This window comes from Arthrobacter sp. TJ-254 (assembly GCF_058269175.1).
On the sequence record NZ_JBZCNF010000004.1, the window covers coordinates 156,178 to 168,179 of the forward strand.

At 64.9% G+C, this 12,002-nt stretch carries 10 protein-coding genes; 5 read left to right on the plus strand and 5 right to left on the minus strand.

Annotated features, from left to right (window positions below; translation table 11 throughout):
* The first annotated feature begins 230 nt into the window (after positions 1 to 230).
* Together AC4D14_RS12200 and AC4D14_RS12205 are read left to right on the plus strand one after the other, a co-directional pair.
* Positions 231 to 1,145, plus strand: a complete 915-nt coding sequence (locus AC4D14_RS12200; RefSeq protein ID WP_490902635.1) for an NADP-dependent oxidoreductase — start codon at positions 231 to 233, stop codon at positions 1,143 to 1,145.
* 71 nt (positions 1,146 to 1,216) lie between these two features.
* On the plus strand, positions 1,217 to 2,173 hold the full coding sequence (locus AC4D14_RS12205; RefSeq protein WP_490902638.1) for an alpha/beta hydrolase: 957 nt from the start codon (positions 1,217 to 1,219) through the stop codon (positions 2,171 to 2,173).
* A 136-nt stretch (positions 2,174 to 2,309) separates the two neighbouring features.
* Here AC4D14_RS12205 and AC4D14_RS12210 read toward each other — a convergent pair whose 3' ends face one another.
* Positions 2,310 to 2,678 (minus strand): hypothetical protein, encoded by a 369-nt coding sequence (locus AC4D14_RS12210; protein ID WP_490902639.1) that lies wholly within the window; start codon positions 2,676 to 2,678, stop codon positions 2,310 to 2,312.
* Between the two features lie 181 nt (positions 2,679 to 2,859).
* On the opposite strand from AC4D14_RS12210, the gene AC4D14_RS12215 reads away from it, so the two are divergent.
* Positions 2,860 to 4,362, plus strand: coding sequence for an amidase (locus tag AC4D14_RS12215; RefSeq protein ID WP_490902643.1), 1,503 nt, complete (start codon positions 2,860 to 2,862; stop codon positions 4,360 to 4,362).
* A gap of 52 nt (positions 4,363 to 4,414) precedes the next feature.
* Here AC4D14_RS12215 and AC4D14_RS12220 read toward each other — a convergent pair whose 3' ends face one another.
* A complete protein-coding gene (locus AC4D14_RS12220) occupies positions 4,415 to 5,452 on the minus strand; it encodes a LacI family DNA-binding transcriptional regulator (RefSeq protein ID WP_490902645.1) in 1,038 nt (345 codons plus the stop codon).
* A gap of 161 nt (positions 5,453 to 5,613) precedes the next feature.
* On the opposite strand from AC4D14_RS12220, the gene AC4D14_RS12225 reads away from it, so the two are divergent.
* Positions 5,614 to 6,921 carry a dihydrodipicolinate synthase family protein gene (locus AC4D14_RS12225; RefSeq protein ID WP_490902647.1) on the plus strand — a complete coding sequence of 436 codons (1,308 nt, stop codon included), beginning with the start codon at positions 5,614 to 5,616 and terminating at the stop codon, positions 6,919 to 6,921.
* 100 nt (positions 6,922 to 7,021) lie between these two features.
* Here the strand turns inward: AC4D14_RS12225 and AC4D14_RS12230 are convergent, their stop codons facing one another.
* From AC4D14_RS12230 to AC4D14_RS12240, 3 genes are all read right to left on the minus strand, one after another.
* Positions 7,022 to 8,683, minus strand: coding sequence for an amidohydrolase (locus AC4D14_RS12230; RefSeq protein ID WP_490902649.1), 1,662 nt, complete (start codon positions 8,681 to 8,683; stop codon positions 7,022 to 7,024).
* A 17-nt stretch (positions 8,684 to 8,700) separates the two neighbouring features.
* Positions 8,701 to 9,942: an MFS transporter gene (locus AC4D14_RS12235; protein ID WP_490902651.1), complete on the minus strand. Its 1,242-nt coding sequence runs from the start codon at positions 9,940 to 9,942 to the stop codon at positions 8,701 to 8,703.
* Positions 9,943 to 10,050: 108 nt separating this feature from the next.
* On the minus strand, positions 10,051 to 10,668 hold the full coding sequence (locus AC4D14_RS12240; RefSeq protein WP_490902653.1) for a TetR/AcrR family transcriptional regulator C-terminal domain-containing protein: 618 nt from the start codon (positions 10,666 to 10,668) through the stop codon (positions 10,051 to 10,053).
* Between the two features lie 223 nt (positions 10,669 to 10,891).
* Here AC4D14_RS12240 and AC4D14_RS12245 point away from each other — a divergent pair, with 223 nt between their 5' ends.
* Positions 10,892 to 11,947, plus strand: a complete 1,056-nt coding sequence (locus AC4D14_RS12245) for a zinc-dependent alcohol dehydrogenase family protein (RefSeq protein ID WP_490902654.1) — start codon at positions 10,892 to 10,894, stop codon at positions 11,945 to 11,947.
* Positions 11,948 to 12,002 lie beyond the last annotated feature (55 nt).

The window sequence follows — 12,002 nt, forward strand, 5'->3', positions numbered from 1 at the left end:
AGGCGGACCTGTGCCAGTTCTCGACCCGCGCGCTTCGGGCCCTTGAGGGATGACCGGGGTCACGACCGCCTCGGCGGAATATTGTTGGCCGCCCGCTGGTTCTACACCATGAAAGAAAAACGGGGTCGGCAACATATCTCGAATATGAAGCTCGTAACGTTCGCTCCGAGCCAGTCAACCGCACCCAGCAAGCTCGTACCCTAAACCCACGACTATCAAAGGAACCCCCAATGAAAGCGCATCTTCTGAATAGTTACGGCCCCGACTCCCTCGCCCTCGCCGAGGTTGACGAGCCCTCCGTATCGCCCGGCCAGGTAAAGCTCCGGGTCGAAGCAATCGGCATCAACCCGCTCGATTGGAAGATCAGCAACGGCTACCTTGCCGAGATGATCCCTCTTCCCCTGCCCGCCGTCATTGGCACCGACGTTGCCGGAATCGTCGTCGAACTCGGCGACGGAGTTGATGGCTTCACCGTGGGTGACAGGGTGGTTGGATTCGCCGACAGCGGCGCATACGCTGAGTTCGCCGTCACCGGCGCCGCACGCCTGGCCCCCATTCCCGACGGTCTGACCGTCGAGCAGGCCGCCACCCTTGCCACATCTGCCGAGACCGCACAGCGCGCGCTGATGCTCCTCTCCCCCGAAGCCAAGTCGACCGTCGTCGTCAACGGTGCTGCCGGGTCGGTCGGAAGCGCAGCGGTGCAGATCCTCGTTGCCGACGGCCACCGGGTGCTCGGCACCGCCAGCCCCACGAACTTCGATTACATCCGCTCGCTGGGCGCCGAGCCCGTTTCGTACGGGGACACCATGCTTGAGGACATCCAGGCTGCGTCGCCGGAGGGCGTCAGTGCCGGTTTCGACACGGCCGGCCAGAACTTCATCAGCCGCGTCGACGGCGTCATCCCTGCCAGCCGGGTTGTGACAATCGTCGACTTCGCTGCAGGCGCCCAGGGCGCCATCGTTGCCGGCGGTGACCCGACAGCCCTGACGGCCGAAACCATTCCCCCGGTACTCGCTCTCGCTGCGCAGGGCTCATTCCAAACCGAAATCGCAAAGCTGTTCCCGTTCGAAGAGGTACCCCAGGCCCTCGCCCTGAGTCAGTCAGGGCATCTCCGCGGCAAGATCGTTGTCTCCGGCGCGCGGTAGACCGAAGCGAACACCCGTCACACCAGCACGAATCATTCCCCCCCGAAGATACCCAGAGAACGGTGAAGACCATGACCACCACCCCCACCCGCCCGCCGTACGATCCGGAGCTGGCCGAGCTGCTCGACGCCAGTCCCCTGCCGTCGACGGTCACCGCCGACATGATCGATTTCCTCCGGGCGAACCCGTTCGGTCCGACCCTCGAGGATCTCGTATCGACCCGTGCCATCACCCATGAAGAACACACCTTCGAGGGGCCGGCCGGCAGCCTCATCGCCTCGGTCTTCACTCCTGAGACGAAGGACGCCGCCGCACCGGCGATCTACTTCCTGCACGGCGGCGGGATGATCATCGGCAACCGCTTCACCGGCATCGGCCATGTCCTGGATTGGGCCGTCCAGTACGGCGCCGTCGTCGTCTCCCTCGAATACGGGCTGGCGCCGGAGAATCCCGCTCCCGGCCCCGTGGAGGACGCGTACGCAGGGTTGAAGTGGGTGGCGGGTCACGCACCGGAGCTCGGCATCGATCCCGAGCGCATCCTGATCGCCGGAACCTCCGCAGGTGCAGGCCTTTCCGCAGGCGTAACACTGCTCAGCCGTGACCGCGGGGGCCCGGCCCTGATCGCCCAGATGCTGCTCAGCCCCATGATCGACGACCGCGACTCCACCGCCTCCAGCCGCCAGTACACCCGGACCGGGTCCTGGAGCCGGGAGAGCAACCACACCGGTTGGAACGCCCTGCTCGGCGACCGCCGCGGCACCGACGCTGTCGACATCTACACCGCCCCGGCACGGGCGACCGACCTGAGCGGCCTGCCGCCGGCCTTCATCGATGTCGGATCGGCCGAGGTGTTCCGGGATGAGGACGTCGCATACGCCTCCCGGTTGTGGTCCGGCGGCGTCCAGGCGGAGCTGCACGTCTGGGCCGGTGGCTTCCACATCTTCGATGGCGCGGCACCCGAAGCGCTGCTGTCGGTCGCCGCAGTGGCTGCCCGCGATTCGTGGATCGGACGCACCCTCGGACGCTGAGGGTCACCGGGGGTGACCGCCGGCCCGGATGCCGCGGCGGTGAATGATGACGGTCGGGCCGGCTCGGTGGCCTGACCGTCCGAGATCCTGCCGATTTTCGAGCGGAGCGTCACGCAACTACATTCGGCCCCGGGCACTAGCTGGCCTGCACGCGCGCCTGCCGCTGGAGTGCCGCCCTGCCGACGGTCAAGAAGCAGAGTCCGCACAGGACACCGACGATCGAGAAGGTGTGCTGAGCAACCAACAGCAGCCAGAACGACATCCCCGTCTGCGCTGCCGTTATCCCGGTGACGGCCCAGGCCAGAAGCCGGGGCGAAGGCCAAGCGCCGCGCTCCTCGATTGCAATGACTGCAAGCTGAACGCTCAGGGCGAGGAACACCGCCCCGAGGATCAGCGAGGTGAAGAGGTTGGGCTCGGCCGAGGTGAAGAGGTTGGGCTCGGCCGAGGTGAAGTAGCCCACGATCACGGCTCCGACACCCGCCCCCACGAGCGGTTCTTTTCTCATGGCGATGAACTTACCAACCGAGTCAATGACCGGTGGAGACCCGCGCCATCAGGGCCGGCATTATAGAACCGATCTTTTTCCATGGCAGTTTGAATAAATCCTGCTGGCGGTTGACCCTGGTTTTTGCTCGACCTAGCGTCGGGGCAGGAGAAGATCCGACCCGCTCAGAGGAGAACCCTTCATGGATCTCAACGGCACGTCACTTGAAAACGCGGATATTGCGGGAATCCAGGCCGCACTGTTCACAGGCCGGGTCACTGCCCGGCAGCTGGTCGACGCCTACCTTGACCGCATTGAGGCTTTCGACCATGCCGGCCCCGAGCTCAATGCAGTTGTCATGACGAACCAGGCCGCCCGGGAACAAGCTGATGCTTTGGATACCGTCTATCGGGAAACGGGGCAGGCAGTGGGGCCCCTGCATGGCATTCCTATGGTCATCAAGGACTGCCTGGAAACGGCTGACATGCCCACCTCATTCGGATCGGAGATCTTCGCTGACTACCGCGCGGATAAAGATGCGACAGTTGTCGCCAAACTGCGTGCTGCGGGGGCCATCATCTTGGCGAAAACGACATTGCCCGACTGGGCCACGTCGTGGTTCAGCTACTCCTCCCATACGGGGGTGACAAAGAACCCCTACGACCTTGACCGTGATCCAGGAGGATCCAGCAGCGGAACCGGCGCCGCCATTGCGGCAGGGTATGCGACAGTAGGGCTCGGCACCGACTGCGGAGGATCAGTGCGGCTGCCCGCGTCGTTCTGCAATCTGGTGGGGGTCCGCTCAACTCCCGGTTTGATCAGTCGAACCGGATGCAACCCGCTGGTCAGCGCTCAGGACACTATCGGGCCGATGGCCAGGTCCGTGGAGGATGCTGCCCGGGTATTTACCGTGATGGCCGGCTTTGATCAGAGCGACCCGCTCACCTACGCCTACTCCGTCGCCCGCGCCCCCGCGTCTTACGTGGATCTCCTCGTTCCCAACGCCCTGCAGGGTCGCCGTATCGGAGTGCTGCGCAGTGCATTCGGCGCTGATGATGACCCGAACACTGGCCCCGTGAATCATGTGATGGCCGGCGCCCTTGACGAGTTGAGGGCAGGCGGCGCCACCCTCGTCGATGTCACAATTGATGACCTGTCCGGGTGGATCGGTCGAACGTCCCTTTACACAATCAAGTCCAAACACGACATCGACACCTGGCTTGGGTCCAGACCCAACGCGCCGGCCCACTCCGTCGCCGAGATCATCGACTCAGGCCGGTACCACAGGAAACTTGACCTCCTCGAGGCGCTGGCAGCCGGGCCCGACGACCCGCTGAACGATGTGGACTACTACACGGCCTATACCGCGCGTGAAGCGTTCATGAAGACGATCGTCAACCTCATGGAGGCCAATGACCTCGATACGTTGGTCTACCCGACCTGTCAGGTGGCCCCGCCCACACACGAGGACACTGATTCCGGGTTGTGGAACACGCTGAACTTCCCGACGAACACGGTCATCGGCTCACAGTCGTGGATGCCTTCCATGACTGTGCCTGCCGGCCTGACCGACTCCGGGCTGCCGGTTGGGATGGAAGTACTGGCACGTCCCTATGATGAGCCCACGATGTTCGCCGTCGGCTACGGCTTCGAACAGGTCATCGGCCACCGGGTTCACCCCGAAAGCACACCGATAAGCTCCTGACCGGGCGAAAGCCAACAAAGAGAACAGCGTGAGCCGGTGAGGCTCCAGCCTCCTAGGGAACGTGGGGTGTGGAGTGTATGGGTGAGCCGCTCGATTGGCGGGGTATGAGTGTGGGCATGGACTTGCGGATCTGAGGTTCCCTGCCGGGGTTCACAATAAGGTCGATGGCGTTTCCGGCGATCTGGTCCAGGGGCACCCGCACGGAAGACAGCGGGGTTGAAAGGCGGGACGAGAGCGGTATGTCGTTGTAGCCGACCAGGGCGAGGTCTTCTCCCACAGCGATGTCGAGGCGGTGGGCGGCCGCGATGATGCCCATGGCCAGGTTGTCGTTGGCGGCGAACATCGCACTGGGACGTTTTCCGGTGCTGCCCTCCAGCAGGGATTCTCCGGCGGAAAACCCGTTTTCAATGCCATAGCCCGCGGCGATGAGCCAGTCTTTCCGGGGCTTGATACCTGCTTGTTCCAAGGCCCTGCGGGCGCCGGCGAGGCGGGCCCTTCCGGAGGAGGTGAATGAAGGTCCGGTCACGACGGCGATGTCACGGTGGCCGAGATCGATAAGGTGCCTGACCGCCAGGTATCCGCCCATCTCATCGTCGCCGAGTGCGGAGGGACTGACCCCGTCGGTACGCAGCACCAGCGCGTGCGCCACCCCCCGCTCGCGCAGGTGCCTTGGCAGTTCGTCGTCGATTCGTGCAGTGGCAAGGATCAGCCCGTCGACATTGCGGTCGAGGAGTGTTTCGGCGGCCCGGCGTTCGTCATCGGGGTCATCACCGCTGGTGGCGACCATGGCGAAGTAGCCGCGGTCCGACGCCGCGCGCTCCAGTTCCTCGAACATGAGGGCCATGACGGTGTCGCTGAGCCGCGGCACGAGCACGCCGAGGGTCCGGGTCTCGCCTCTGCGCAGGTTGGAGGCGAAGGAGTTGCGGCGGTAGCCCATCTCCTCGGCAATCTTCCTGACATGTGCTGCCGCAGCAGACTTTGATGCACCGCCCCGCTCATCCAGGGCTCGGCTGGCCGTGGAGATACTGACGCCACTGGCTGCGGCAACGTCCTTGAGGGTGACGGTTGTCCCTGGGCTGCCGGGTTCCATGTGCGTTCTCCTGTTCATCATGGTCTTGCTAGACACTCTATTTCCCCTTTGCCGAAATCAACCCTTGACAGTGAGCTGGAGCACAACGCACAATGAAAACGTTCCCGCAAACGTTTTCAGTATATGCGGAACCTCCGACCAGACAAGACAGAGGTAGTGCAATGACCATGGATCTTCGCGGGCTTGTTCCCGCACCTGTAACCCCGTTCAACCGTGACGGCAGCGTCGACGTCGACGCCATCCACCGCCTGGGCGGCTGGCTGGCCAGCGTTCAGGGCGTCAAGGGCCTCGTGGTTCTCGGCCACGCCGGTGAAGGCACCTTCCTGACGCAGGAGGAGCAGGCACTCGTCATTCGTGAGTTCAAGAACGCCGTCAACAGCCGAATCCCGATCATCGCGGGCCTCACCGGCGAGGGCAACACCGTTGCTGCCCTTGAGGCGAAGCGTGCCGTTGAGGCGGGGGCCGAGGCCGGTCTGGTCTACCCGTCCCACGGCTGGCTGCGCTTCGGTTACCAGACGGGCGCCCCGCAGACCCGTTACAAGGAAATCTACGAAACCTCAGGCCTGCCGCTGATCCTCTTCCAGTACCCGGATGTCACCAAGGCAACCTATGACCTGGAAACCCAGTTGGAGATCGCCGGCATGGAGGGCGTGTTTGCCACCAAGAACGGCGTCCGCAACATGAAGCGCTGGGACACCGAAATCCCGGTGCTGGTTCTCATGGGCATTGCCTTCATCGCCAGCACCGTGGTTGCCCAACCCGACTGGTACCGGTCCCTGGAGGGCATGGTTCCAAGCCTGCCGCCGGGAAGTGAAATCCTCATCGTGGCACTGGTTGGCACCAACTTCTCCATCAACGCCGCCTTCTACACCTCCTACGGCATCAAGGAACACCGCCGAACCCGCGCCGACTACCGCGACATCACCCTCGTCGACACCATTCCCGGCATCGTCGCACCCGGCATCATGACCGCCCTCGTCATCATGGTCGCGGCTGCCGTACTCGGCAAAACGGGTGCGGAGGCCGGAACCATCAACGACCTCGCCTCCGTCTTTACGCCCCTGGCAGGCCCCGTCGGCGCGATGGTGTTCGCCCTTGGCCTCTCCGGCGCAGCCTTCTCATCGATGATTGCCAACGCCACCGCCGGCGGCACCATGATCTCCGACGCCCTCGGCCGCGGTGCCAAGGCAGGGTCGCCCACCGCCCGCACTTTCACGGGAGCCATCCTGGCGTTCGGACTGATCATCACCCTCTCGTTCCAGTCCTCACCCGTGGGCCTGATTGTCATCGCCCAATCCCTCACGGTGCTCATCGCCCCGCTGCTCGGCGTGCTGATCGTCATCATGGCCAACAGGTCCTCGATCATGGGCGAGCTCCGCAACAAATGGTGGCAGAACCTCTTCGGCGCCATTGGCCTCGTCGCCATCATCGCCTCCTCCATCAGGCTCATCACCATCTTGCTCGCCTGACCAGCACCGGCACCGCGCCGCAACCTACAAGGAGCGCCCCGGCACACGCTCGGGGCGCTCCTTCCTGCGGATGTCATGTGCGCCCAGACTATGAGGCCGGTTACTGGCGTGCTTCCTGATGGCGTGAGGGCAGCGCCATCGACAGTTCGAACTGGTGATGACCGCCAACAACGGTCAGGCAGGCGCGGTTGCTGAGCAGACCGATGGGGTCCTGGGCCAGAGGGTCCGCCTCCAGCACGGTGAAGTCCGCCAGCGAACCCGGGGCGATGCTGCCTTCCTGGTTCTCCGCCCTGCAGGAATAGGCCGCATCCCGGGTTGCATGATGGAGCGCCGCCTCAAGATCGAGTGCGTACTGGGGAAGGTTCGCCGGCAGGGATTGATCAAGGGCGGACTTACGGGTCGCCGCGATGTACATGTTGGGCAGGGGTTGATAGGGGGCGGTGGGGGCGTCGGTGCTGAGGGCGAGAGTGGCTCCGGCGGCCGTGAACTCTGTCCACGGGTAGGCCCGTTCCGTTCGGTGATCGCCCAGCACTGCGCGCCAGTTGTCCTGGATGGCGGGGTCGGCGTGGACGGGCTGCATGGAGGCGACGACGCCGAGGCGGGCGAGCCTGGCCACGTTCTCGGGTGTCACGGTCTCCAGGTGCTCTATCCGGTGGCGCCGGTCCCGGGGGCCATTGAGTGTGTAAGCCGCTTCCAGTGCATCCAGGGCGATGTCCGAGGCCTCATCGCCGATGGCGTGGATGGCGATCTGCAGTCCGGCCGCATCTGCCGCGGCGACGACGGGAAGAAGCTCCTCACGGTCCCAGATCGGGTCGCTGCTGGTGCCGTCCGTGAAGGGTTCCTTCATGGCTGCGGTGCAGCTGTCGATGACGCCATCGAGCACCAGTTTGATCCCGGTGATCTTCAGCGTCGGTGAATCGACCTGCGCTGCCAGCTTCACGGCGTGCAGGACCTGCTGGAGGTTCTCCTCCACGGTGGGGCGGTGGTGGATGAACCAGTGTCCCTTGATCCGCAGGGGCAGTTCTCCTCCGTGCCGGGCTTTCGCCCGGAGGAAGGCCTGCAGGTCGTTTTCCTCAACCGCCATGTCGACAGCGCTGGTCACCCCACTGGCAAGGTAGTGACTGATCGCGCTGTCAATCCAGGTGTCCCGGTCTGCGTCGGTAGCGTGACGGGCCAGCGCAGGCCAGACGATCTGCTGCGCAGCCGTTTCGAGAAGCATGCCGGTCGCTTCCCCTGTGGCTGGGTCCCGCGTGACCGATCCTCCATGAGGATCATCGGTGTCGGCGGTGACACCCAGTTCCGCCAGCGCCGCGGTGTTCGCCCAGACCGAGTGCAGATCATTCGCATCCAGGTAGACGGGAATGTCCTCGATTGCCGCATCAAGCATTGCCCGGTGAGGGGCAGCGCCGTTCAGCGCGCTGTAGAGCCAGCCGCTGCCCAAAATCCGGGCTGCGCCGGGGTTCTGCTGCCGCGCGTCCTTCAGGGCTTCCTGAATATCACCGAGTGATCGAGCGCCGCGGAGCTGCACTTTTTGAAGTGATTGCCCGAGCATGAGCAGGTGGCTGTGTGCATCGATGAATCCAGGAAGGATGAACCTGCCGCCGAGATCGATCTGATGCATGTCCGCTGCACCGGAGGGTGCTTCGGGGGCGCCGCTGTGGACAGCTTCGATCCTGCTGCCGTTGATTACGACGGACCCTTCGATGACTCCTTCGGGGGTGAGGATGGATGCGTTGGTGTAGGCGGTTCGCTGACGTGGCACAGGAGGTCCGTTCGGGTTTAGACGATTGCTGCGTGAGGGAAGTCGGTTTCCGGCGCGGCCCCCGGCAGGAGGCCTTTTTCGGTCCGGAGCGACATGCGGGAGACGATGACCAGGGGAATTAGGACCAGAAGGGTGATGGCGCCGAGAATGATGCCCAACGCCGGGTACCCAAGGGTCGCGGACACCGCGGTTCCGAACAGGGGGGCGAAGGAGGATCCCACCAGGTAGACCCCGAGGATGGGAGCGGACCAGCGGCCGGTTGCGTCCAGTGCGGCGGCGATGGCGATGACGTAGAGGAACGCGATCATGTAGACGGTGTTCCAGATGATGATGACCACCAGGTACAGCTGGGGATCGGTGATGAATCCAGAAGCGATCTTCAGGGACGCTCCGACAAGGAGGGCTGTAACGAGGGGAACTGTCCGTCCGAGCCGCTTGCCGGCCAGTCCCACCAGGGCGGCGGCAAGGAGCCCGCCCAGGGTTGAAAGGCTGAGGACCAGTCCCATTCCTGTGTCACTCAGGCCGGCCTGTTCCGCCCCCATTACTGCGGCCACCGCCCAGAGTGAGTCCTCCCCCAGGGCCCAGACGGCGAAGCAGGCAAGAAGGACGTAACCGGCGATGGTGACGGCGCGGGAGCCCTTGACTGCAGCCGTTGCTCGAAAGGTGGTGTCAGGAGCTGTTGCGGCAGGGCGATCGGGCAGCCACCCTGTGGTGGCCAGCGCGGCCAGCGCCAGGCAAGCCAGGATGCCGAAGGCGCTCGCCATCCCCAGCCCAACGACGGGGATGACGAACAGCACGACGGCGACGATCGCCCGGTTGGCGAACCCGCTGATCCCCGAGGCGCGGTCAGGGTCGCGCAGCGCGGCCAGGGCGGCACCGCCGGCAGCAACCGCTCCGCCTCCGCCGATGCCGCCCACGATGATTCCAACGGCGGCGATCACCGGATCGGCGATAAGGGCGGCCGTGCCGAAACCCAGGGCGGTCAGTGCCAGGCCAGCGCGCGCCACGACGTAGCGTCCGCCACGGGCGGTCCAGCGGGAGGTGGCCAGACAGGCAAGGGCAGAGAGCAGCAGGCAGGCGGTCATAAGAGTGCCGGCGCCGGTTGGAGTAAAGCCCAGATCATTCAGCGCAATGATCATGACAGGAACCAGATTGGCGGTCATGAACCCCACGACCGTGATTCCGAAAGTGGAGACAGCCCGGGAGGCAGTCAGGGGAACCCGGACGGTGTCCTCAAGTTGGGTGGGTGTGATTGCCACGGCGTGCTCCATTCACTGGATGAGTGTGATGACCGTCACCCCAAATGAACGGTGTTCATTTAGTATGGAGACCGCACGGACACTCTGGCAAGGGTTTTTGAAACCCTTTCATATAACTTTGCGTTTCGCCTCGCTCGCGATGCCTGTGATGAGCGCTTCGAGCCCGAAGTCAAAGGCCCGCTCGATTCTTTCTGATGCGGAAGGGTTCGAAGCGACGGCCCTGGTCAGGGCGGGGTACTGATCCGGCGCCGGGGCCCAGACCTCCTCCGGAGCGGTGTAATCGAGCGCCGCTCCGAGGGCGAAGTAGTCGATGAGGGACAACGCGGGAGCGACGTCGTCCGCATCAAGGCCGGAGCGCTCGAGCGTCTTCGCGAGATCCTCATACAGCTTGATGACCTCCGGCGCCCTTACCGTCTGGGTCACCAGGAGGGGTACCAGTTTGGGGTGCGGGGCGAAGCAGTCGCGGTAGCCGCGAATGAGGATGCGCAGCGCTTCGTCCCAGGGCGCTTCAGTGATTTCCGGCAGGGGATTCGAAGCGAAAAGGTGCGCCCGGAGGAGTTCGATGATGTGTTCGCGGCCGGAGATACGGTTGTAGAGGGAGGACTGGCTCACGCCCAGTTCGCGGGCAATTCGAGGGAAGCTGAAGTCCCCAGTCTGGTCAACAAGCCTAAGCGCCGCCTCGACGATCAGGTCAACGGACAGCAGGGCGGATCGGGGGCGCGGCATGAGTGTCTCCTTATCAGTCCCCAAAATATCAGTCGCGGGGACCGGGAGTCTGGTTGCAGGTGGCCGTCCCTCGAGTTGGCTGCACAACCAAACGTCCACCGTGAGCGGGCTGCGTTAGCTTGACTGCCCGCCAGCACCCTAGACTCCACCTTGACCGGCACCTGAGCGCCCGCACCCACCAACCCGGCACCGGCGCCGAAGAAAAAGACTTCCAGGAGAAATCATGCGAGCCACCATCATCCACGGGCCCGGCGACATCCGGGTTGAGGACCGCGACTATCCGAGCATCATCCGGCCGACCGACGCCGTGGTGAAGGTGACGGCGTCCTGCGTGTGCGGGTCCGATTTGTGGCCCTACCGGGGCGTCAGGCCCACCAAGGAGCCGAAGGCCATCGGGCACGAGTTCGTCGGCGTCGTCGAGTCGGTGGGTGGCGAGGTGCGGGACATCGCGGTCGGTGACTTCGTGATCGCACCGTTCGTCGACAGCTGCGGAAAGTGCCCGCAGTGCCTCAACGGTGTGACGGTCGCGTGCGATCACCTGACGGGCTGGGGCAGCACCGACGAGAACGGCGATTTCGTGCAGGGCGGGCAGGGCGAGGCCGTGCGGGTTCCGCAGGCCGAGGGCACACTGCGCAAGGTCGAGGGTGTCACCGAGCCGGACGCCGCCCTGACGGCGAGCCTTCTGACCCTCTCGGACGTCATGTCCACTGGCCACCACGCTGCGGTGTCCGCCAGGGTGGGCCCGGGAAGCACGGTCGTCGTGGTGGGTGACGGCGCCGTCGGGCTCTGCGGCGTCCTCGCCGCAAAGCGCCTGGGTGCGGAGCGCATCATCGCCATGTCGCGGCACGAGGACCGGCAGGCCCTTGCCCGCGAATTCGGGGCAACGGACGTCGTGGCCCAGCGCGGCGACGAGGGCGTGGCGAAGGTGCGGGAGCTGCTCGGCGGAGTACTCGCCGATTCCGTTCTCGAGTGCGTGGGGACCAAGGAGTCGATGGACCAGGCGCTGCGGAGCACGCGTCCGGGCGGGCACCTCGGGTTCGTCGGCGTGCCTGCGGGCGGGCCCGAGCTGCCGATCGGTGTGCTGTTCGCCAAGAACATCACGGTGGGCGGGGGCATGGCGCCGGCGCACACGTACATCCCCGAACTGCTGAGGGACGTGCTCGACGGGACGATCAACCCGGGGCGCGTGTTCGACGTCGAGATGCCCCTCGAGGAGGCGGCGGAGGCGTACAAGGCCATGGATGAACGCCGCGCCATCAAGGTGCTGCTGCGGCCCTGAGGATCCCGTCGCACACGACACGGCCATTGCGGCCGGTGGGCGCTCAGTCATTGAA